Genomic DNA, 23,360 nt, shown 5'->3' on the forward strand with positions numbered 1-23,360 from the left:
GGGTAGCCAACTATGTCAATGCAATCACAAGATATTATTAAACGTTCGGCCACCAACGGCTTTACACCGCCTCCGCATGTGCGTAATGACAAAAGCGAAGTGGCAAAACTGATCGACGTCACCACCTGTATCGGCTGTAAGGGCTGTCAGGTGGCCTGTTCAGAGTGGAACGATATTCGTGACGAAGTCGGCCATAACCTCGGGGTTTACGATAACCCGGCAGACCTGAGTGCCAAATCCTGGACGCTGATGCGCTTTTCCGAAGTGGAAGAGAACGATCGCCTGGAATGGCTGATCCGTAAAGATGGCTGTATGCACTGTAGCGATCCAGGCTGTCTGAAAGCCTGTCCTTCTGCTGGCGCAGTCATTCAGTACGCCAATGGTATCGTCGATTTTCAGTCCGAAAACTGTATCGGCTGCGGCTATTGCATCGCTGGCTGCCCGTTCAATATTCCGCGTCTGAATAAAGAAGATAACCGCGTCTATAAATGTACGCTGTGTGTCGACAGAGTCAGCGTTGGGCAAGAGCCTGCCTGTGTGAAAACCTGTCCGACCGGTGCCATTCGTTTCGGTACGAAAGAAGAGATGAAGCATCTGGCGGAAGAACGCATCGCCGATCTGAAAAGCCGTGGTTACGAGCATGCAGGTCTTTACGATCCGCAAGGCGTGGGCGGCACGCACGTGATGTATGTTCTGCACCACGCAGACAGACCTTCGCTCTATCACAACCTGCCGGATGACCCGCAGATTTCTACACCAGTCAATCTGTGGAAAGGCATCCTGAAGCCACTCTCTGCGTTAGGTTTTGTCGCCACGTTCGCCGGGTTAATGTTCCATTACATTGGTGTAGGTCCGAACACAGAAGAAATGGAACATGAGCACGAAGGAGAAGATAAAGAAGGGGGAGACAAACATGAGTAAACCAAAAATGATTTTGCGTACCAAGTTTATCGATCGCATCTGTCACTGGATTGTGGTGATCAGCTTTTTCCTGGTCGCGCTGTCAGGGATTGCTCTGTTTTTCCCAACTCTGCAATGGCTGACACAGACGTTTGGTACGCCACAAATGGGGCGTATTCTGCATCCCTTTTTTGGCGTGCTGATCGTCATCTGCCTGATCCCGATGTTCTTCCGCTTTGTTAGCCATAACATCCCGAAGAAGCGCGATCTGCCGTGGTTTCTCAACATCATTGAAGTGTTGAAAGGCAATGAACATGAAGTGGCTGAGGTGGGTAAATACAACCCAGGCCAGAAGATGATGTTCTGGAGCATCATGGGGCTGACGTTGGTACTGCTGATCACCGGGGTTATCATGTGGCGTCCTTATTTTGCCCACCTGTTCCCGATTGATATCGTGCGCTACGCCATTCTGATCCACGCTGCTGCGGCTATCGTCCTCATCCACGCCATCTTGATCCACATGTACATGGCATTCTGGGTTAAAGGCTCGATCAAGGGCATGATTGAAGGCAAAGTCTCCAAACGCTGGGCACGTAAACACCACCCGCGCTGGGCGCGTGAAATGGAAGAGAAAGAAGCGAAGAAATAATTCATTCTCTTTTCATCTCACGACTCTCACCACCGTCCGTAGTGCGCTAGTAACGGATAGATCGTAAAGACGCTGCAAGTACGTCCATGTAAGCTCGGATTGCGCAGATAGGTTTGTTAACGGTCTCAAATGCCCGCCTTGCGGGCATTTTTCTTTTTATCCCGCAATCAGTACTAATCGTTATAACTTAAATCCAAAAGTCATAACTTTCCCATCTATCGCTCGATGGCTATGATGCAGTATTATTTTTTAAATAGACATCCAGACATAAAGACAGCTATAAAGTGGTAACGCAAACTACATAACAATACTGTCATCACACAACATCAATTTATAAAACGCCATGGAGCTGATAATGAAGAAATTTACGCCTGCACTGCTTGTCCTGAGCTTACTGACAGCATTACCGGCACTGGCGAATCAGGACGCCACCATTGCCCCCGTTCCAGCAGCTATCGCCAATCATAATGGTCCGGTTCGCATCGCCGTCATCCGCAATCTGGGATCGGACGACAACACCACGCAGTTTGTTTCCGGCGTACTCGAAGAAGGTAAAAAGCTGGGCTTCAAGGTCAGCACGTTCCTGAGCAACGGCGATGACGCTCGTTTTCAGGATTTCGTGAATCAGGCCATTAGCCAGAAATATGATGGCATCATCCTGTCACAGGGACGCGATCCCTACTCTACCGATTTGATTAAGCGCATCGTCGACAGCGGCATTGCCGTTTCCGTATTTGATACCGCCGTGAATGGCGAGATTCCGGGCGTGACCGTCACCCAGCAGGATGACGCTTCACTGACTAACGAATCACTCGGCCAACTGGTGAAGGATTTCAACGGCAAAGCCAACATCATCAAACTGTGGGTCGCAGGCTTCCCGCCGATGGAACGCCGCCAGCTCGCTTATCAACAGATCCTGAAAGCTAACCCCGGAATCAAAGAACTGGAATCGATTGGTGCCGTGTCCTCTGACGTGCAGGGTGATACCGCCAACAAAGTCGGTGCAGTACTGGCGAAGTATCCGAAAGGCAAAATCGATGCGATCTGGGGATCCTGGGATGCTTTCAGCCAGGGCGCTTATAAAGCATTGAAAGAAAATGGCCGGACTGAAATCAAACTGTACAGCATCGACATCTCCAATCAGGATTTACAACTGATGCGCGAAGCGAGCAGCCCGTGGAAAGTCAGCGTGGCCGTCGATCCTAAACTGATCGGTAAAGTGAATCTGCGTCTGGTTGCCAACAAGATTGCCGGTGAACCGACGCCTGCAACCTACGAATTCCGTGCGGCCGCGATTCCACAAGCGTTGTTAGCCAGCCAGCCGGGTGCAGTCAACGTCACCGGATTGGCGAAAATCATCCCAGGCTGGGGCCATACGGATGATTTTATCGCACCGTGGTTTGCTACACTGGAAGCCAAACAGGCGAAATAATACGGAGAAACTTATGGCATCGACTCCTCTGCCAACACCCGATTACAGCCGCAATATGCGGCTGATTGGACACAGCGATCAGGGCGGCAGACCCGATGGTGTGCAGGTGATGGTTCATCGCGGCTACGCTTACATCGGGCATATGGTTTCACAAGGCGTGTCGATTGTGGATGTGCGCGATGCCAAGAATCCTAAGCCAGCGGGGTTTATTGCAGCCCCGCCAGGCACCTGGAATATCCATCTGCAAACACATGATGACCTCCTGCTCGTCGTCAATGCGCGCGATTTGTTTGCCGACGCCAGCTTCGCCGAGGAAAAGGTCTACTACACCCGCTCCGTCGCCGACACGGTCAGCACCAAACAGCAGGGCAAAAGCTGGAGCGCCGGATTACGGATTTTCGATATTTCAACACCGGATAAACCGCGCGAAATCAGCTTCCTACCGTTAGACGGCATTGGCATTCATCGCATCTGGTACGTGGGCGGGCGTTGGGCTTATGTCTCTGCGTTGCTCGACGGCTATAGCGACTACATCTTTCTCACTATCGATCTGGCCGATCCGCAACGTCCTGAAGTTGCCGGCCGTTACTGGTTACCCGGCATGCACACCGCAGGCGGTGAGACAGCAAGCTGGCCGGAAGGCAAGCGTTACGCCCTGCACCACGCCATCATCAGCGGCGACACCGCCTACGGAAGCTGGCGCGATGGCGGCTTGACGCTGCTGGACGTGAGCGATCGTACCAATCCACAGCTCATCAGCCACCGTAACTGGAGCCCACCGTTTGGCGGTGGCACACACACGGCGCTACCGCTGCCGGATCGCGATCTGTTGATCGTATTAGATGAGGCGGTATTGGATAATCAGGAAGATGGCGAGAAATTGATTTGGGTGTTCGACATTCGTGAACCGAGCAACCCGGTCAGTATTGCCACCTTTCCACAGCCGAAAGAGGCCGATTATGTGAAGAAAGGCGCACACTTTGGTCCACATAATCTGCATGAAAATCGACCCGGCAGCTTCATCAGTTCATCACTGATCTTCGCAACCTACCAAAATGCGGGGGTGCGGGCTTACGACATCAGTAACCCGTATCAGCCGAAAGAAACTGGCGCACTGGTGCCTGCTGCGCCCGCCACAATGGTCGATAAACGTCCCGGCAGGCCGCAGATTATTCAGTCTTGCGATGTATTTGTTGATGCCGACGGCATCATCTACAGCACGGACTACAATGCCGGTTTGTCGATTATCGAATACCGAGGCTAATGGCCTTCTCTTCTACCCCACCTGCATTCAACGTCTCACAATATTGGATGCAAAAAAAACCCTGCGGATAAACGCAGGGCTTAATATCGTATTTAGCTTACTCAATCCAGCGCCAGCACCGACACCCACATAGGTCCCTGACCGACAGCGTAACGCGCCAACGGTTGCAGATCGCCCGTGTGCTGATCGATGTGATACACCTCTATATGCTGAGACTTCTGCCCTGCTGAAATCAGGAACTCACCCGTGTGATCGATATTGAAACCGCGCGGCTGCGTTTCGGTCGGCTGATGACCGTTCAACGTTAACGTGCTGCCGTCTTCAGACACCTGGAAAATACTCAACAAGCTGGCGGTACGATCGCTGATGTACAGGAAACGGCCGTTCGGCGTGATGTGAATATCTGCCGCCCAGCGTGTATCACTGAAGCCAGCAGGCATAGCATCCAGCGTTTGCACTTTCTGCAAGTCGCCGCTGGCTGCATCCAACTGATACACATCGACTGAACTGTCCAGTTCATTCACACAATAGGCAAATCGCTGATTAGGATGGAAGGCCATATGGCGTGGACCCGCTCCAGATACCGTCGTCATTTCAGCCTGGCGATGTACGCTCAATTCGCCCGCCGCACCCAGATCATACAGGCGAATACGGTCTTCTTTCAGGCACGGTGCCCACACGATGCTGTTGGTTGGATCGATATTAGTAGAGTGACACCCTTCCAATCCGTCCAGTTGTTGAATCGGCTCACCGACAATACCGTCAGCATCAATCGGGCTAACGCTAACGCAAGCGCCGCTGTAAGACGCGCTGAACAGGAAACGTCCGTCGTTATCGGTAGACAGGTGCGTCGGGCTACCCGGCAAGGATGCAACACCCGCTTCCGTCAATTTACCCTGCTCATCAATACGATAGCTAAGAACCCTGAAGTCAGGACGAACACCGACATACAGGTGGCGCTTATTTGGCGCGATCGTCATCGGCTGAACCTGCCCTGGGACGTCAACGGTTTGCAATAATGTCAGATTTCCCTGAGCACCGAGTTGCCAGACATGAATCTGCTGGCTTTCCGGGCTGGCGACATAAACAACTTGCTGCATCGTATTCTCCTTATTTCACGCGAATGTGGCGGCACAGGAAAGCTCAGAAGAGGTTCATTGAAAGGATAACGAACTAGCTCACCCTGGCGCACGTATACCATAAATGATCAATCACTCTATTCTACAGAGACATCGCAAGGCTACTATTGATTTAAGCAATGGCTGATTAAGTTATACGATGGTGCCCGCACCTATCGGTTATTGCACAATGTACGTTCTACGGACTTCATATTATGAACATGTTTGATTCGCTGTTTTCCCGGCTGTCGCGTTCCCCTTTTCGCCAGCGTTTTAAGTTGGGTGTCAAAGAGCGTGACTATTGCTACAGCAAAGGTAAGGAAACGGTCGCATCCCACGCGGCCGATTTTATCGCACGTAGGCTAGCACCAGCGGATCCGCTCAATGACGGGAAACAGACACCGATGCGTGGTCATCCGGTGTTTATTGCACAGCACGCTACCGCGACCTGCTGCCGGGGATGTCTGGAAAAATGGCATCACATCGCCCAACACCGACCACTGAGTGACGAAGAACAGCACTATGTGGTCGAGGTCATTCTGTACTGGTTGGAAAACGATTTGATTAGTCGACGCTAAAAATGCAGGGTGATGAATAAAGTAGAAGCAATAGGAGATAAACAGCCAAGGATAAATGAGAAGAGAAGTAATCAGATAAGAAAGGGAAATATTGAAAGTGGCGGAGGAGTAGAGATTCGAACTCTAGAACACTTTCGCGTCGCCGGTTTTCAAGACCGGTGCCTTCAACCACTCGGCCACTCCTCCGCAATGACGCGCACTATAAACAGTACGCCGTGTATTGTAAAGCCACCTTGTGATTAATTGCTTAAAAAATAGGTGATAACCCGTTGAAAGCATAGAAAATAGACAATGATATCCTGTATAAGCCTATTTCATCCCACAGTACCGAATACTTCATCACCCAGCCCGCCGGACACTTTTATCTCGCTGTTATCTGTCTATTTTTCGCCATGTCCTTTATCGTAGGGGTAATTTGATATCCACATTTTTATTTGCGAGACAACAATGACCTACCGAGTAATTGCACTTGATCTTGATGGTACGCTACTGAATCAACAGAAAAAAATCCTCCCTGAATCTCTTAGCGCACTCGCACTAGCCCGCCAGCAAGGCATAAAAGTGATGATCGTCACGGGACGCCACCATTCAGCGATCCACCCTTTTTATCAGGGATTGCAGTTGGATACGCCCGCTATCTGCTGCAACGGCACCTATGTCTATGATTACCAGCACGGCCAAGCGTCACACACCAATCCATTATCTGTCGATCAGGCCAAAAATGTCATCTCGCTGCTAGAGGAGTTTGATATTCATGGACTGATGTATGCCGATGACGATATGTATTATCAATACTCTACGGGACATGTGGTTCGTACACTGGCGTGGGCTTCTACGTTGCCGGAACTACAGCGCCCGCGCTTCGCGCAGGTGGAAAATCTGGTGCGTCAAGCGGAGACATCTCATGACATCTGGAAATTCGCGACCACGCACGCCGATGTCCCTACGCTAAACCATTTCGCTGCGGAAGTGGAAAAGCAGCTTGGATTGGCCTGCGAGTGGTCATGGCAGGATCAGGTTGATATCGCCCAAACCGGCAACAGCAAAGGTAAACTGCTTCAGCAATGGCTCGGTGAACAGGGTATCAGCATGAAGGACGTCGTGGCATTTGGCGATAACTTTAATGATATCAGCATGCTGGAAGGCGTAGGATTGGGAGTGGCAATGGGTAATAGCGCCGACGAGATCAAAGCGCGTGCCGATCTGGTGATTGGCAGCAATGAAGAACCTAGCATCGCTGAAGTTATCCGCACCCGCATTCTGGCATAACCAATAGTCTCGCAATCAGGCAAGCGGGTGGTATTAGACGATCCCGCCGCTTTTCCTGATTGCGTTCAATTATCAAACAGGCTTACAGCGCGCTACCCAGCACCTGTCGCAGGTAAGCCCCTGCCCCCATTAATCCCGGCTGTTCATGGATAATCAGATATACGGGAATATCCTGCATGTAGCCTTTAAATCGCCCTTTGTCTTCAAAAGCAGCCCGAAAGCCAGAGGCTTTAAAAAACTCAAGAAAGCGCGGTACGATGCCGCCAGCAATATAAACACCACCAAATGTGCCTAAATTTAACGCCAGATTGCCACCAAAGCGCCCCATGGTGACGCAGAAGAGCGATAGCGCGCGGCGGCAATCCACATCCGTATTGTTGACGGCACGCTCGGTAATATCTTTCGGTTCCAGCGCCTCTGGTGTGCGCTCGTCAGACAGCACTATAGCGCGGTAAATATTCACCAGCCCCTGCCCAGACAGCAAGCGCTCCGCAGAAACATGCCCTAACGATTGACGCAAAATAGTCAGAATGTTGTCTTCTTCGTCGCAATTGGCTGCAAAATCCACATGCCCGCCTTCACCCGGCAGACTGATCCATTGATTGGCAACATGAACCAGATGGGCCACCCCCAGCCCGGTACCTGCACCATAGACGGCAATAGGTTTACCCGGCACCGGTTCCCCGCCGCCGAACTGGAGCAAACTCTCTCGCCCCAATACCGGAACCGCCATGGAAACCGCAGTAAAATCGTTGATGACCTCAAAATGGCGTAAACCCAGACTCGCTTTCATTTCAGCAATGGAAAATGCCCAGGTGTGGTTCGTCATCGCCACCCAGTCACCCGTAATCGGACAGGCAATCGCGATACAGGCATCCTGCACCGTGACCTGCCGCGAATCGAGATAATCACGGATCGCGCCTTCCAGTGAAGGGAAATCCAGTCCAGAATAAGTCTCAATTTGCGACAATTCGCCCGTCATGGCGTCACACAGCGCCAAACGAGTATTCGTGCCACCGACATCGCCCACTAAAACAAAGTGCGTCATTCTTCTTTCCCCTCAATAAAGCAGATGCCCGATCATTGCGCGAAAACAGGCAACTACGCTATGGCTATATCACTTTCTAGTGATAAGGGTCGCATTTACGCCATTCAACAACGTGTAGCTCAAATCAGCAAACATGCCGTGAAATTGTAGCCACAAGATGCCAGCCACTCAGGTAATAGAAGTAATAAAGCGTCCGCTAAAAGATAGGTATTGAGGGGGAGGTTAATCAACACACGACATCAGTGGTGATTAACCGAACTTGACAACCCGTATCCACTAACCACAGGTTGATGCAAGAAAGTCACGGCTTTCTTGCCGATTGACTACACCGTAACAGAGAAAAATCGCGTTTCTTCTCCATTACGCTGTAATAGACACGCTCTTAATCTGTGCGTAGAGCATTTGCCCCGGATGAAGCGCGAGATCGTCTCGTGCCCACGGTGTAATACGTGACCATAGCGTCTGCTGACCGACCGACAGCTTCACTTCAACCTGTTCGTCGACATCAATGCATTCCACCACGCTGGCACGCAGTACGTTACGGATGCTGCTTTTTTCCGGCGGCTGTAGCACCAGAGAAACATCGGCGGCATTCACGCGAATGCGCAATGCTGCATCCTGCGGTAGCTCGACTTTTCCGACCCACACCTGCTGGTCATCTAATGCTAATGCCGTCATCGCGTAATGCTCATGCTGGGCCAACACGCGTGCACTCAGAATACTGCTCTGCTCGTCTTTCGGTAACCAGGGGCGTAATGCGCTACTGGCCCACACCTCTTCCAGCAACCCTTGTGCTTTCACCTTACCTTTATCAAGCACCACAACGTGATCGGCTAACCGGACAATTTCTTCCAGACTATGGCTGACATACAGAATGGGAATATTGACCTCTTTTGCCAGCCGTTCTAAATAGGGCAACAGCTCACGCTTTCTGGGCAGATCCAACGACGCCAGCGGTTCATCCATGAGTAGCAATTCTGGCGCAGTCAGCAACGCACGACCAATCGCAACACGCTGTTTCTCTCCACCAGACAGCGTCAGCGGGTAGCGATTCAGTAAATGTTCGATACCCAGTAAGTTGACGATGTCATCAAACTGCGATTCCATCGTTTGAGCCATACCGTAGCGCAAATTGCCGCGTACACGGTAATGCGGGAACAGGCGAGCATCCTGAAATACATAGCCGATGTGCCGCTTTTCGGGCGGGAGGAAAACACGCTTCTGCGTATCCACCAGCACGTGCTCATTAAGCACGATCCGACCTCCATCTGGTCGGGTCAGACCAACAACGGCGTTGATCAGTGACGTTTTCCCTGCCCCAGACACGCCGAAAATAGCGGTAATACCGTTCGCGGGTAATTCAGACTGAACGTGAAGTTCGAGGCTACCCAGTTGTTGATGAAAGTCGAGTTGCAGCATTATCCCCCCAACCGCTTGCGGCTCCAGTTTGTTAGCCATTCCGAAGCCAACAGCGCAGCTAGCGACAAGACGATAGCTATGATACACAGCCTTGCTGCATCAGCTTCCGCGCCGGGCGTTTCAATCAAGGTATACATCGCCAGTGGGATGGTTCGGGTTTCACCAGGAATATTAGAGACAAACGTAATTGTCGCGCCAAATTCGCCAAGCGAACGGGCAAACGCCAATACGGTCCCAACAACGATCCCAGGAAAAGAGAGAGGTAATGTGATAGTGAAAAACACCCGCCAAGGCGAGGCACCCAGTGTTCGAGCGGCTTGTTCCAGATGCACATCGACGGCATCAAGCGACAGCCGAATCGCTCGAACCATCAGTGGGAACGCAACAACCGCAGACGCTAATGCCGCGCCGCGCCAGCTAAAACTAAAACTGAAGCCGAACCAGTCATAGAGCCAGGAACCAATTACGCCGCGTTTTCCCATCGCTACCAGTAGCAAATAGCCAATGACTACTGGCGGGAGCACCAGTGGCAAATGGATAATGCTATCCAGCAGCGATTTACCGGGGAACCGACAGCGCACCAAAATCCACGCCATCAGTATCCCAAACGGCAAGCTACAAGCCACGGCCACAACAGATACTTTGAGGCTCAGCTCAATAGCCTGCCATTCGTAATCACTCAGCATCGTTAACGTGGCGTAAAGCCATAACGTTTAAACACTGCTGCCGCTTCCGGCGTTTTCAGATAGTCATAAAAACCAGTCACCGCAGGGTTTTTATGTTCTTTTACTACCGCCATCGGATATTCGACAGGCTTGTGGCTTGATGCAGGGAACGTACCGATAACCTTAACTTTGTCGCTGGCAACCGCGTCAGAACCATAAACAATACCCAACGGGGCTTCTTCACGTTCCACCAGCGCCATGGCTGCGCGCACGTTGTTGGCTCGTGCCATCAGCGGGGAAAGTTCATCCCAGGCTTTTAGATTCTGCAAAGCTTCCTTGGCATAGATCCCAGCCGGCACGTGATCCGGGTCACCTACGGCCAAACGTCCATCTTTCAGCAGGCTTTTCCAGTCAGTTTTTTCATCAATGTTGATATCTTTCTGCGCACTCGCCTTCGGCGCAATCACTACTAGCTCATTGCCCAGCAGTGTGTGGCGTGTCGCGGTATCCATCAGGTTTTTATCCTGCGCGTAGTCCATCCACTGTTGGTCAGCAGAGATAAACAGATCGGCAGGGGCACCTTGTTCAATCTGGCGTGCCAGCGTTGAGGATGAGGCATAAGACGCCACTACAGAGACGTTTTTCTCTTTCTGATATTGCGTAGCGATCTCCTGCAACGCATTCGTCAGTGATGCCGCGGCGAACACCGTGACTTTATCTTCTGCCACAGCGGGCAACGTCATTCCTGCACTGAGGGTCAATGCGGCAAACCATTTTAACCATTGCTGCTTCATTCTTGTCTCCTGACAATTATCGTTGTGTAAATAATGATATAACGAATGATGAAGCAGTGTCATGTGCTTTAAAGAGGTAGATACAGAGAGGTAGAAAAGAAATGTCCGGCAAGAAGCCGGACATCAAAATAGAAAAGGATCGTGAATCAATGCTGATTCTTTGCGCGCTGACCGTCAGAATGGCCAATGCGGGACAACACGTTAAACACTTCGCCCAGGCAATAAATTGCCCCCATGATAACCACCATCATCACAGGAACCATAGCAACTGCAAACAGCAGGCTCTTCAACAATTCCAACATGCTTACCTCACTTATTGCAACGGTTAGCGCTACTTTAGCCCGCCTGACGCACTATTTCACTGTAAACCGAGATCGTCATAACTGCCACGTAGTCTACCGCAGTAATAGAAAATAGTGCGTCTATTTGTGCGATTTGCCCCTGATGAAGAAAATAGCGACAATACAGAGAATTAAACTCATCGACGGTGCTCTCACTATGCAGGCTGAAATTCTTCTCACCCTGAAACTCCAACAGCGTTTATTCGCCGACCCGCGGCGTATTGAATTGCTCAAGCAAATTCGTCATACCGGTTCAATCAGTCAGGGTGCCAAACTGGCGGAAATCAGCTACAAAAGCGCATGGGATGCCATCAATGAAATGAACCAACTGGCTGAACAAACCATCGTCGAGCGCATGACTGGCGGCAAAGGCGGCGGCGGTGCGCAACTCACCCGTTATGGCGAACGCCTTCTCCAACTGTACGATTTGCTCGCACAGATTCAGCAAAAAGCCTTTGATGTATTGCAGGAAGATGGGCTGCCGTTAGATAGCCTGCTGGCAGCCATTGCGCGTTTCTCATTGCAAACCAGCGCACGTAATCAATTTTTTGGAACTGTGCTCGCACGCAGTGAAGAGCAGGTGCAACAACATCTGGATATTTTACTCGCCGATGGTAAAACAACGATTAGCGCGCTGATTACACAGCAAAGCGCCGAGCGTCTGCAATTACAGAAAGGGAAAGAGGTGCTGGCACTGATTAAAGCCCCCTGGATCGATGTGTACGCCACCACATCCCCTGTGCCCGCTGTTGATAACATCTTGTCTGGGCAAATTCAGGCCATTCAGCGCGGTGCAGAAAACAGCGAAATTATCATTACGCTAATTGGTGGGGAAAGTCTGTGTGCCATGGTGCCAAATGCCTTGCTTGAGCAACAAAATTTACAACAGGGAACGGACGTGAAGGCCTGTTTCAATGCTGACCGGGTCATCATCGCCACGCTTTGTTAATACCACTTTAGCGCTACGACCACTGACGAAGGATAGAAGATGTCATTGTTGAAAATCACTCAAGGGCTATTTCGTCTCAGCGATACCCGCATGCTGCGTTTGGACGAGCTGACGCTTGAAAAAAACCAGTGCTGGGCCTTTGTTGGAGCTAATGGAAGCGGCAAATCCGCACTGGCACGGGCGCTATCTGGCGAACTACCGCTATTGAGTGGTGAACGAACAACAGGATTCCACCGCCCTATTCGTCTGTCGTTTGAGCAATTGCAAAAGCTGGTTTCCGACGAGTGGCAACGCAATAATACCGATCTCCTGAGTGAAGGCGAAGATGACACCGGCCGTACCACAGCAGAAGTAATTCAGGATAGCCTCAACAATCCCGCACGTTGCCAACAGTTAGCTCACCAGTTTGGCATTGCACCTTTGCTGGAGCGTCGCTTCAAATACCTCTCAACGGGGGAAACACGCAAGGTCATGCTTTGCCAGGCACTGATGCCTCAGCCTGACCTGCTGATCCTTGATGAGCCTTTTGATGGACTGGACGTTGCCTCTCGCCAGCAGCTTGCTGACGAGCTGAGGAAACTGGCAGGCGCTGGCTATGCGCTGGTACTCATTCTGAACCGCTTTGACGACATCCCTGATTTTATCAACCATGTTGGTGTGCTGGCAGACTGTACGCTGACCCGCGTTGGCGAGCGTGAAGCTATTCTCTCTGAAGCACTAGTGGCTCAGCTCGCTTTTAGCGAAAAACTGTCGGGAAGCTCGCTGCCAGAACCCGAAGATCCACAACGGTATATGACGCTCCCCGCCAATGAAGCGCGTATTCTGCTACGTAACGGCGTAGTGCAGTACAACGATCGTCCTATTTTGCACAAGCTGACATGGGAAGTATTGCCCGGTCAGCATTGGCAAATTGTCGGACCAAATGGCGCGGGAAAATCGACGTTGCTCAGCCTGATTACCGGCGATCACCCACAAGGCTACAGCAATGATCTCACGTTGTTTGGCCGTAAGCGCGGCAGTGGTGAAACCATCTGGGATATCAAGCGCCATATCGGCTACGTCAGCAGCAGTTTTCATCTGGATTACCGCGTCAGCACCAGCGTACGCAACGTTATCCTATCTGGTTTCTTTGACTCTATCGGTATTTATCAGGCCGTCTCCGATCGTCAACGTCACCTGACCGAACAGTGGCTCATCCTGCTTGGGCTCAATGGCACCATCGCCGATGCACCGTTTCAATCGCTCTCCTGGGGTCAGCAGCGTCTGACGCTGATTGCCCGCGCGCTAGTCAAACACCCTGCCTTGCTCATTCTTGATGAACCTCTACAGGGGCTTGACCCCCTCAATCGCCAGCTAGTACGACGCTGGCTGGATATTCTGATTGGCGAGGGCGAAACGCAGCTACTCTTTGTCTCTCATCATGCAGAAGATGCACCCGAGTGCATCACACATCGGCTCACTTTCGTCCCACAAAGAAATGATATCTATGGCTATCAAATTGATGAGTTATCTAAATAACGCCTAAAAACAGGGATGATAACGCTACCACAAAATAAAATGTAGGGTAGAAAGCCAGGCTCATTTACACTGTAGCCTACGCTTCACTAAGTTTATTCGTAATAAGAATCATCGATGACATAGGCAGATTATCGTTATAGATCACCTTTCTGAGCATCTAGCCATGTTATTTTGCAGCATTGCGATAATAGGGGTAATTATGAACGTTCTCGTCACAGGTGGTAGCGGTTACATAGGAAGTCATACGTGCGTACAATTACTGGCTGCCGGGCACACCCCCGTCATTCTCGATAATTTGTGCAACAGCAAGGCTAGCGTCGTTAAAACCATTACACGTTTAACCGATAAAACGCCCATTTTTTATCAGGGAGATATCCGCGACAGCGCACTGTTGGACGATATTTTCGCTAAACACACCATTGATTCCGTCATCCACTTTGCTGGCTTAAAAGCCGTGGGTGAGTCGGTGCGTGAGCCACTGAGCTACTATGACAATAACGTCTACGGCACGCTCGTGCTGGTTGAAGCAATGAAGAAAGCTGGCGTGAAGAACCTGATATTTAGCTCTTCCGCCACCGTCTATGGCGATCAACCACACACGCCTTATCAGGAAAGTTTTCCAACAGGACACCCTGCCAGTCCTTATGGCCGCAGCAAGCTGATGGTTGAGCAGATCCTGCAAGACTTACAGCATGCAGAGCCGGAATGGAGCATTACGCTATTACGTTATTTCAACCCGGTTGGTGCACATCCATCTGGTGAGATGGGCGAAGATCCACAAGGTGTTCCCAATAACCTGATGCCTTATATCGCTCAGGTTGCTGTAGGGCGTCGCGACTCGCTGGCCATTTTCGGTAATGACTACCCAACCGTTGACGGCACTGGCGTACGTGACTACATCCACGTTGTCGATCTGGCTGATGGCCACATCGCCGCTATGAACACACTGCAAAATCGTGCTGGCGTACACATTTATAACTTGGGTGCAGGTGTAGGCTACAGTGTATTACAGGTCGTCGAGGCTTTTAGTCAGGCTTGTGGTAAACCAGTCGCTCACCATTTTTCCCCACGTCGTCAGGGTGATCTGCCTGCTTATTGGGCGGATGCAGGACGTGCAGCAAAAGATCTTAACTGGCGGGTCACCCGCTCATTGCAAGAAATGGCGCAGGACACCTGGCGCTGGCAATCCACCCATCCTAATGGGTACGAAGAGGCGTAACCGCGTTTTTTACGCCAGGTGATGAATTAGGGGAAGAGAAGCAGAGCTGATCTCTGCGCCTTCCCCAGCATTGCACACACCGATCAACTCTCTCTATCTTGTCGAGTCTCTACAGGAGCAAGTCATGTTGAATGAAAGTCTTAGCACGCTGGCGCCAGATGGTCAGCCGTTTCAATTAACAACCTTGCAGAATCAGGCAGGTATGCGCGTGCGCCTGATGGACTGGGGTGCAACCTGGCTTTCCTGTGAACTTCCTCTACCGGAAGGTGAGGTGCGAGAGGTTCTATTGGGCTGTGCATCGCCCCAACAGTATCCACAACAAAGCGCTTATCTCGGTGCATCGATTGGCCGCTATGCCAACCGCATAGCCAAAGCTACATTCAGCCGAGAAACAGAAACCTTCCATCTGGTACCGAATCAGAACGAACATCAATTACACGGTGGCCCGGAAGGCTTTCATGCCCGCCGCTGGCGAATCGCCAGTCAGGATGCAACGCAGGTAACGTATCAGTTGCACTCCCCGGATGGCGACCAAGGGTATCCTGGGCATCTTAATGTGCAGGTAACCTACGCGCTGACCGAACATAATTCGTTAGAAATTTCGTATCAGGCTACCGTAGAGAAAGCCTGCCCCGTCTGCCTGACCAACCATGCCTATTTCAACCTTGATGGCGATTTGACTGATGTACGTAAGCACCAGTTGCAGCTATTTGCCGACTATTATTTACCCGTTAATAGCGCAGGAATCCCCAATGCCGATCTGACGTCGGTAAATGCTACGGGCATGGATTTTCGCCAGCCGAAAACGCTGGAGGAAGATTTCCTACGCGATAGCGATCAAATGGCCGTCGGCGGCTACGATCACGCCTACTTGTTGCATCGCACCTGCGGATCCAGCGAAAGCCCGGCGGCCAATTTGTGGTCATCCGATGGTCGCGTGCTGATGAGTGTTTTCACCAGTGCTCCCGCCTTGCAGCTTTACAGCGGCAACTTTCTGGCCGGAACACCTTCGCGAGACGGCAATCTGTATGAAAACTATGCCGGTGTCGCACTGGAAAGTGAATTCCTGCCGGACAGCCCGAATCACCCAGACTGGCCGCAGCCCGACTGCTGGCTGAAGCCAGGGAAAGTCTATCGCTCGGATACCACGTACCAATTTCTTATCCAGTAACTGAACGGTAAAGCATAATTAACCCATTGATAACATTGGCAGATAACGATCTGCCAATTTACGCCCCTACTTTACAAAACTATGCCATTCCCCGCTTGCCCCTTTCCTACCCAGACGCTTACACTGCCACAACGTCCAAAAAGGAAATGCCATGTCCGCATCATCACGGTCTCCATTGCTCATTCATCATCTGCGCCACAAAGGCAGATGGGGATTGCTATTGGCACTGTGCTGGCTTTTTCTGAATGCACAACTGGCTATCGCGGGTCATCAATGCGATATGACGCTCAGCCAGATATCCCCCGCTATCCAACATCAGGCGCATCTACAACAGTCTGACGTTCAGCCGTTATCATCTCACGCTCATCATGCAGTGAAAGCTTCTTACGCTGCCGACCAGCAAACGCCACTGTGTGAAAAACACTGCGTGCCGGATAGCGTGAAGCAGGATAATGGGTCGCTGGCATTATTAGCGCTACCTGTTAGTAGCGAGCTGGTAGTAGCGGATAACCCAGTCATGCTTAATCAGGCATGCGATACCTGGTTTTCTCCTCCTGCGGCTGGCCCTCCGGCTGAGATCCGCTTCTGCCGATTCAGAGAATAACCCAAGCTATTGATAACTCCTGTGCCGTAGGCACAACACTCTGTTTATCAATTATTTTTTGGGATTATTTTTATGCGTATCACTTACTCGGCCATTATCAGCAGCCTGATTTTTTTCGTCTCTTCCTTCATCTTCCCCGTGTGGGCAAATGACCACCAACACCACGCGATGATGCATACCAATCCAACTGCGGCCACGACAGCCGTTTATCAAAGCAGTGGTATCATAAAAAAATGGGATACCAACAGCGTCACGCTCTCCCATGCTCCGATTGCCGATCTAAAATGGCCCGCCATGACGATGGCATTCACGCTGCCATCCAGTGGTGAAATAACACCGCTCCCAGTCAACACTCCAGTCACGTTCAGCTTTATCCAGAATGACAGCGGCTACATCCTGACCGCGATTACGCCACAGCAGCCCTAACCGGAGCACATCATGAACTTATCCAAACACGGCGCCATGCGCGCGTGTCTGGCGATGTTGCTGTGGCTGCCTGCCGCCGTTTTTGCGGCAGATCTGAGTCTTGAGCAGGCCCTACAGGCGGCGGAACGTTATTCCGCCGATCTGTCAGCCAATCAACACCAGATTAATGCGCTACAGAACATGGCCGACTCCGCCACACAGCTTCCCGATCCTAAACTGAAATTTGGCGTCGAAAACCTGCCATTGGGTGGCAACAACGGTAGCCGACTCACGCGGGAAGGCATGACTATGCAACGTATCGGCGTCATGCAAACCTATGTCAGCAGCCGTAAGCGTGATAGCAAAGCGCAGGCCATTCGGGTAGAAGCCGATGCGCTGCAAAGCAATAGCGAAAGCATTCGTGCTCGCCTGCAACGTGAAACAGCACAGGCATGGCTGGATCTGGCGCTCTCACGCAAAGCGCTGAATGAGGTAACCGCGCTGGTTACAGAAAGCCAGCGGCAGATCGCTTCGCAAAAAGCGAGTGTGGCGGCGGGGAGTGAAGCGAGTAGCGTACTGGATGCCCGCCTGACGTTGGCAACCATGCAGGACAAACAGGCCGATGCAGAGCGAGATACCCGTATTGCACATGCCCGACTGGTGCAGCTTACCGGCATTGCAGACATCAATGTAAACGGAGAGCTTCCTCGCTTTGAACGACTACCTGCGTCACCGGATGTGTTGAGCAACACCATTCATCAGCATCCAGAAATGCAACAGGCACAGCGTGAAGCCGAGTTAGCTCAGGCTCGTTCCGCACAGTCAGCCGTTGCAGCCATCCCTAATGTCGATGTTGAAGTCTATTACGCGAAGCGTGGGGATGATTACGACGACATGGCGGGCATGATGGTGACGGTTGATCTACCGCTGTTCAAATCCAAACGTCAGGATAAGGACTACGCCGCAGACGTATCGCGCAGCATGGAGGCTCGCGACAAAGTATTGCTCACCGAGCGAGAACATCAGGCGCAACTCGATACGCTGATCGCTCAATATCAAGCAGCACAGTCACGCTGGCAGCGTCAGAACAACGAGATTCTGCCCCTCCAACAGCAGCGCATCAAACTGATTCAGGCTCAGTATCAATCCGGCAGTAGTAATCTCTCTGCCGTATTGGATGCTCGCCGGGCACTGCTCGAAAGCAGAATTGCCGTTCAGGATACCGCACGGGAGATGGCTCAATATTGGGCCGCTATCCGCTATCTAACGCCACAGGGAAGCCCTACGCGATGACCAAAACAGTAATGAGAAAATCACTGATGCTTAGCCTGATGACGCTGGCTATTCTCAGTGCGGGTGGCGTGGGCTATCTGGTTGGCAAACAGCAAACGCCGCATTCGCCTTCTACAGCCGCGCCAGAACGATCTGTTCTTTATTGGTACGACCCAATGGTGCCGGATAAGCGTTTCGACAAACCGGGAAAATCGCCCTTCATGGATATGGAATTGGTTCCCCGCTATGCCGATGACGTGCAGGAAGACGGAGGAGTCACGGTCAGCGCGCGTCAACAGCAAAATCTTGGCGTTCGTACAGCCCGCGCAGAAATGCGCGAACTTGCTGACCGCAACACGGGTTACGGTACAGTCGTGCTCAACGAACGTGGATTACACACGCTGGTCGCGCCTAGCGGCGGGATCGTCGAGAAACTCACGGTCAATGCACTGCAACAGCAGGTGAAGAAAGGCGAGACGCTAGCCACATTGTGGAACCCAACCTGGGCAGCAGCGCAGCGCGAATATCTGGCGGTGCGGCAACTGGGTGATGAAGCCCTGACACAATCAGCCCGTCAGCGACTGGCGCTGCTATTCATACCGGAAGCCATTATTCGGCAGGTAGAGCGTAGCGGCAAACCACAGGATAGGATCGTGATTACCACGCCGGAGGATGGCTACGTTAATAAGCTGGAGGTGCGGCAAGGTATGCAGTTAAGTCCTGCCCAACCGTTATTCGAGCTTGCCAGCCTGAACCCGGTTTGGGTGGATGTCGATTATCCCGAGGCACAGGCGGCGCAGTTAACAATCGGTAGTGATATCAGCGCCGCCAATAGCGCCTGGCCGGGTAAAACCTTCCACGGCAAAATCAGTGAGTTGCTCCCCGTACTGGATAGCACCACGCGCACGTTAAAAGCACGCGTGGTGCTGGACAACCCGCAACAGCAGCTCAAACCCGGCATGTACCTGACTGTCCAACTTTCTCGCTCTCGGGCGCTGCCGCGTCTGGCGATCCCACAGGAAGCATTATTGGTCAGCGGTAGCCAGAATCGGGTTTTACTGAGCGACGGCAGCGGCCATTTCACCCCGCGTAACGTCACCGCTGGTGCATCGTTGGGCAACTGGGTGGAAATCATTGATGGATTGAAAGAAGGCGACAGCGTGGTCACCTCCGGTCAGTTCCTGATTGACTCCGAAGCCAGCCTGCGCAGCGCACTGCCGCAATTTGCGGCTGACGCATCAGCCACGCCCGCCGCTCCCGTTGGCTATCAAACTCAGGGAGTGATCAAAGCGATAAACGGCAATCAAGTTACCATTGAGCATGAAGCCGTTCCGGCGCTCAACTGGTCGCCGATGACGATGGATTTCACGCTGCCACCGTCAGGACTGCCACAGGGTGTGGAGATCGGCAGCACCGTCAGTTTCCAATTCGACATGGACGATAGCGGGATTCACGTTCTGCATTTTTTACCCGCTGACGATCCACATGCCGGGCACGGAGGTCACTCATGATTGCCTACGTGATTCGGTGGTCACTCAAAAACCGCCTGCTGGTTTTACTGGCAGCGCTGTTTATGGCGGCTTGGGGTCTGCTTTCTCTGCAAAAAACGCCGCTGGATGCCCTGCCCGATTTGTCTGATGTTCAGGTCATCATTCGCGTCAGCTATCCAGGGAAAGCGCCACAGGTGGTGGAAAATCAGGTGACCTACCCGCTGACTACAACCATGCTTTCCGTTCCGGGGTCCAAAACGGTACGGGGCTTCTCCATGTTCGGTGATGCCTACGTCTATGTGCTGTTTGAAGATGGCACCGATCCCTACTGGGCACGATCCCGCGTACTGGAGTATCTCAGCCAGGTGCAATCCAGCCTGCCTAGCGATGCGAAAACCTCGCTTGGCCCGGATGCCACTGGCGTTGGCTGGATCTACGAATATGCGCTGGTTGATCGCAGCGGCAAATACAGTCTGGCCGATCTGCGCGGCTTTCAGGACTGGCTGTTGAAGTATGAGCTGAAAACCGTTCCCGATGTAGCGGAAGTCGCCAGCGTGGGCGGTATGGTCAAACAGTATCAGATCGTCGTTGACCCAGAACGTATGCGGACTCAGGGTATCACCCACCAGCAGATCGTCAGTGCCGTTCAGGCGGCTAATCAGGAAAATGGCGGCTCTGTGTTGGAGTTGGGTGAAGCCGAGTATATGGTACGCACCACTGGCTACCTGAAAACGGCACAAGACTTTAATAACGTGGTGATTACCACCCGCAACGGTATTCCTGTGCTATTGCAGGATGTAGCCACGCTCCGAGAAGGACCGGAGATGCGGCGCGGCATCGCGGAACTAAATGGCGAAGGCGAAGTGGCTGGCGGCATCATCGTGATGCGCTATGGAAAAAACGCGCTGAATACGCTGCATGCCGTCAAAGCACGACTACAGGAAATACAAAAAAGCCTGCCCGCAGGCGTAGAGATCGTCCCAACCTACGATCGCTCGCAGCTGATTGAACATGCCATCGACACGCTTAGCTTCAAACTGCTTGAGGAGTTTGTCGTTGTCGCCGTCATCTGCGCTCTGTTTCTGTTTCACTTCCGTTCCGCGCTGGTGGCGATCATCAGCCTGCCGCTGGGGATCCTGGGGGCGTTTATCATCATGCGCTATCAGGGCGTGAACGCTAACATCATGTCGCTGGGCGGTATCGCGATTGCCATCGGCGCAATGGTAGATGCTGCCATCGTGATGATAGAAAACATGCATAAAGTCATTGAGCAGTGGCGGCATGAAAACCCCGGAAAGCAGCCGCAGAATAATGAATGGTGGCGGTTAGCAGAACGGGCAGCGGTGGAAGTGGGCCCCGCACTGTTTTGCAGCCTGCTAATCATTACGCTGTCGTTTGTGCCGGTGTTCTCACTGGAGGCACAAGAAGGCCGCATGTTTTCACCGCTGGCTTTTACCAAAACCTATGCCATGGCCGTCGCCGCAGGATTAGGGATTACGCTGGTGCCGGTACTCATGGGATATTTCGTCCGCGGTAAAATACCGGATGAACAGGCAAATCCGATCAACCGTTGGCTGATTGCGCTCTATCACCCCATATTGCAAAAGGTACTGAGCTACCCAAAGACCACGCTGTTGGTGTCCGGCCTGCTATTACTACTGACGCTATTTCCGCTCAGCCGTTTGGGGAGTGAATTTATGCCGCCGCTGGATGAAGGTGACCTGCTGTATATGCCCTCTACCCTGCCCGGTATCTCCGCACGGGAAGCAGGCCGACTGCTGCAACAAACGGACAGGCTGATTAAAACAGTGCCCGAAGTCGAGTCGGTCTTCGGCAAAGCAGGCCGTGCCGATACGGCGACTGACCCTGCACCGCTGACCATGTTGGAAAGCACGATTAGGCTGAAACCCCGCGACCAGTGGCGTGAAGGCATGACTATGGACAAGCTGGTTGCCGAATTGGATCGTACCGTCAATCTGCCAGGCATCGCTAACGTGTGGGTTCCTCCTATCCGCAACCGTCTGGACATGCTGGCTACCGGTATCAAAAGTCCGGTAGGCATTAAGGTTAACGGCAACAATCTGGAGGATATCGAACATACTGCTGCGCAAATCGAGCAGGTGGTAAAACAGGTTCCTGGTGTGACGTCTGCGCTGGCGGAAAGACTAGCGGGTGGGCGCTATATCGATATTGATATCGACCGCCAGCGTGCTGCACGTTACGGCGTGTCCGTCGAAGAACTTCAATCGGTGGTCGCTACGCTTATCGGCGGACAAAACATCGGCGAAACCATTGAAGGTCGTCAGCGTTATCCCATCAACATCCGCTACCCGCGTGAATTACGCGATTCGCTGCAAAAATTACGCGACCTGCCTATCGTGACAGCCAATGGCAGCAGAGTAACGCTGGCCGAACTGGCCGATGTTCGCGTCAGCGAAGGGCCACCTATGCTAAAAAGCGAGAACAGTCGACTGTCAGACTGGATTTATGTCGACCTGCGCGGCCGCGATCTAAAATCCGCCGTTGAAGACATGCAGCAGGCGGTCGCCCAACAGGTCACACTGCCGGAAGGCGTGTCGTTGAGCTGGTCCGGTCAGTTTGAGTATCTGGAGCGCGCCACGGAGAAAATGAAAGTTGTCGTGCCCTTTACGCTGCTGATCATTTTTGTGCTGCTATATATCACCTTCAACCGCATCAAAGATGCGCTGCTGATTATGGCAACGTTACCTTTCGCGCTGATTGGCGGCGTCTGGCTGCTTTATATCCTCGGCTATAATCTTTCTGTAGCCGGTGCGGTAGGTTTTATTGCACTGGCGGGGGTATCGGCGGAATTTGGCGTCATCATGCTGCTGTACCTCAATCATGCGGTAGAAAAGCACCGTGTAGAGGGTCAGGCGCTTTCGCGCCAACAGCTAATGGATGCGATCCACGAAGGGGCAGTTCTGCGCGTACGCCCGAAAATGATGACCGTAGCAACGATTATGGCAGGGCTGCTTCCCATCATGTGGGGCGGCGGGAGCGGCTCTGAAATCATGCAGCGGATCGCCGCGCCGATGATAGGCGGAATGGTCAGCGCCCCTCTGCTGTCCATGCTGGTGATTCCAGCGGTTTATCTGTTATTACACAAGGGAGATTCCGCTTTGCTGAAACGGTAAAGCCAGAGCGTGATTTTACGCAAATAACCTGCGGATAAATCACGCTTGCCAGCGACTATCGATTGCCGATAACCGTTCTACGCCCCTATAATGAAATCAG

At 52.2% G+C, this 23,360-nt stretch carries 21 protein-coding genes and 1 tRNA gene; 15 read left to right on the forward strand and 7 right to left on the reverse strand.

All coding sequences use genetic code 11. The features are described from left to right. The first annotated feature begins 12 nt into the window (after positions 1-12). The 4 genes from fdxH (at position 13) to CLR69_RS09300 (ending at position 4,245) form a co-directional block, all read left to right on the forward strand. A complete protein-coding gene (fdxH, locus tag CLR69_RS09285; RefSeq protein ID WP_014700652.1) occupies positions 13-921 on the forward strand; it encodes a formate dehydrogenase subunit beta in 909 nt (302 codons plus the stop codon). Then, positions 914-1,549: a formate dehydrogenase-N subunit gamma gene (gene fdnI, locus CLR69_RS09290; protein ID WP_129703713.1), complete on the forward strand. Its 636-nt coding sequence runs from the start codon at positions 914-916 to the stop codon at positions 1,547-1,549. The genes fdxH and fdnI overlap by 8 nt, the downstream gene beginning before the upstream one ends. Positions 1,550-1,904: 355 nt before the next feature. Then, the gene (locus CLR69_RS09295; protein WP_129712481.1) at positions 1,905-2,981 is read left to right on the forward strand and encodes a sugar ABC transporter substrate-binding protein; all 1,077 of its coding nucleotides are present in this window, start codon (positions 1,905-1,907) and stop codon (positions 2,979-2,981) included. A 13-nt stretch (positions 2,982-2,994) separates the two neighbouring features. After that, positions 2,995-4,245, forward strand: a complete 1,251-nt coding sequence (locus tag CLR69_RS09300; protein WP_129712482.1) for an LVIVD repeat-containing protein — start codon at positions 2,995-2,997, stop codon at positions 4,243-4,245. 101 nt (positions 4,246-4,346) lie between these two features. Here the strand turns inward: CLR69_RS09300 and pgl are convergent, their stop codons facing one another. Then, a complete protein-coding gene (pgl, locus tag CLR69_RS09305) occupies positions 4,347-5,345 on the reverse strand; it encodes a 6-phosphogluconolactonase (RefSeq protein WP_129712483.1) in 999 nt (332 codons plus the stop codon). Positions 5,346-5,578: 233 nt separating this feature from the next. On the opposite strand from pgl, the gene CLR69_RS09310 reads away from it, so the two are divergent. After that, positions 5,579-5,941, forward strand: coding sequence for a DUF4186 domain-containing protein (locus CLR69_RS09310; RefSeq protein ID WP_129712484.1), 363 nt, complete (start codon positions 5,579-5,581; stop codon positions 5,939-5,941). Positions 5,942-6,039: 98 nt separating this feature from the next. On the opposite strand, the gene CLR69_RS09315 is transcribed toward CLR69_RS09310, so the two are convergent. Further along, positions 6,040-6,127 (reverse strand) — tRNA-Ser (locus CLR69_RS09315). Positions 6,128-6,388: 261 nt separating this feature from the next. Between CLR69_RS09315 and CLR69_RS09320 the strand changes: the two genes are divergently transcribed. Continuing rightward, entirely contained in the window at positions 6,389-7,210 is an 822-nt protein-coding gene (locus tag CLR69_RS09320; RefSeq protein ID WP_129712485.1) for a pyridoxal phosphatase, read from the forward strand. Between the two features lie 82 nt (positions 7,211-7,292). On the opposite strand, the gene glk is transcribed toward CLR69_RS09320, so the two are convergent. The 5 genes from glk to CLR69_RS09345 all read right to left on the reverse strand — a co-directional run bounded on the left by glk (position 7,293) and on the right by CLR69_RS09345 (position 11,438). Continuing rightward, complete coding sequence (gene glk / locus CLR69_RS09325; RefSeq protein ID WP_129712486.1) at positions 7,293-8,258, reverse strand: glucokinase; 966 nt, start codon at positions 8,256-8,258, stop codon at positions 7,293-7,295. Positions 8,259-8,618: 360 nt separating this feature from the next. After that, positions 8,619-9,677 (reverse strand): molybdenum ABC transporter ATP-binding protein ModC, encoded by a 1,059-nt coding sequence (gene modC / locus CLR69_RS09330; RefSeq protein WP_129712852.1) that lies wholly within the window; start codon positions 9,675-9,677, stop codon positions 8,619-8,621. Beyond that, positions 9,677-10,363: a molybdate ABC transporter permease subunit gene (gene modB, locus CLR69_RS09335; protein ID WP_129712487.1), complete on the reverse strand. Its 687-nt coding sequence runs from the start codon at positions 10,361-10,363 to the stop codon at positions 9,677-9,679. Before modB ends, modC begins: the two co-directional genes overlap by 1 nt. Positions 10,364-10,365: 2 nt before the next feature. Further along, positions 10,366-11,136: a molybdate ABC transporter substrate-binding protein gene (modA, locus tag CLR69_RS09340; protein WP_129712488.1), complete on the reverse strand. Its 771-nt coding sequence runs from the start codon at positions 11,134-11,136 to the stop codon at positions 10,366-10,368. Between the two features lie 146 nt (positions 11,137-11,282). Beyond that, positions 11,283-11,438 carry an AcrZ family multidrug efflux pump-associated protein gene (locus tag CLR69_RS09345; protein ID WP_010285329.1) on the reverse strand — a complete coding sequence of 52 codons (156 nt, stop codon included), beginning with the start codon at positions 11,436-11,438 and terminating at the stop codon, positions 11,283-11,285. 196 nt (positions 11,439-11,634) lie between these two features. Here CLR69_RS09345 and modE point away from each other — a divergent pair, with 196 nt between their 5' ends. From modE to CLR69_RS09390, 9 genes are all read left to right on the forward strand, one after another. After that, entirely contained in the window at positions 11,635-12,426 is a 792-nt protein-coding gene (gene modE, locus CLR69_RS09350; RefSeq protein ID WP_129712489.1) for a molybdenum-dependent transcriptional regulator, read from the forward strand. A 39-nt stretch (positions 12,427-12,465) separates the two neighbouring features. After that, on the forward strand, positions 12,466-13,944 hold the full coding sequence (gene modF, locus CLR69_RS09355; protein WP_129712490.1) for a molybdate ABC transporter ATP-binding protein ModF: 1,479 nt from the start codon (positions 12,466-12,468) through the stop codon (positions 13,942-13,944). A gap of 199 nt (positions 13,945-14,143) precedes the next feature. Then, a complete protein-coding gene (galE, locus tag CLR69_RS09360; RefSeq protein WP_129712491.1) occupies positions 14,144-15,163 on the forward strand; it encodes a UDP-glucose 4-epimerase GalE in 1,020 nt (339 codons plus the stop codon). Positions 15,164-15,287: 124 nt separating this feature from the next. Beyond that, the gene (gene galM / locus CLR69_RS09365; RefSeq protein WP_129712492.1) at positions 15,288-16,334 is read left to right on the forward strand and encodes a galactose-1-epimerase; all 1,047 of its coding nucleotides are present in this window, start codon (positions 15,288-15,290) and stop codon (positions 16,332-16,334) included. 151 nt (positions 16,335-16,485) lie between these two features. After that, complete coding sequence (locus CLR69_RS09370) at positions 16,486-16,938, forward strand: hypothetical protein (RefSeq protein WP_129712493.1); 453 nt, start codon at positions 16,486-16,488, stop codon at positions 16,936-16,938. Positions 16,939-17,010: 72 nt separating this feature from the next. Continuing rightward, positions 17,011-17,364 carry a copper-binding protein gene (locus CLR69_RS09375; protein ID WP_129712494.1) on the forward strand — a complete coding sequence of 118 codons (354 nt, stop codon included), beginning with the start codon at positions 17,011-17,013 and terminating at the stop codon, positions 17,362-17,364. A gap of 12 nt (positions 17,365-17,376) precedes the next feature. Next, positions 17,377-18,636: a TolC family protein gene (locus CLR69_RS09380; RefSeq protein ID WP_129712495.1), complete on the forward strand. Its 1,260-nt coding sequence runs from the start codon at positions 17,377-17,379 to the stop codon at positions 18,634-18,636. Beyond that, a complete protein-coding gene (locus tag CLR69_RS09385; protein ID WP_129712496.1) occupies positions 18,633-20,126 on the forward strand; it encodes an efflux RND transporter periplasmic adaptor subunit in 1,494 nt (497 codons plus the stop codon). The genes CLR69_RS09380 and CLR69_RS09385 overlap by 4 nt, the downstream gene beginning before the upstream one ends. Beyond that, on the forward strand, positions 20,123-23,260 hold the full coding sequence (locus CLR69_RS09390) for an efflux RND transporter permease subunit (protein WP_129712497.1): 3,138 nt from the start codon (positions 20,123-20,125) through the stop codon (positions 23,258-23,260). The genes CLR69_RS09385 and CLR69_RS09390 overlap by 4 nt, the downstream gene beginning before the upstream one ends. Positions 23,261-23,360 lie beyond the last annotated feature (100 nt).

It is taken from the genome of Pectobacterium zantedeschiae (genome assembly GCF_004137795.1).
Lineage (GTDB): Bacteria > Pseudomonadota > Gammaproteobacteria > Enterobacterales > Enterobacteriaceae > Pectobacterium > Pectobacterium zantedeschiae.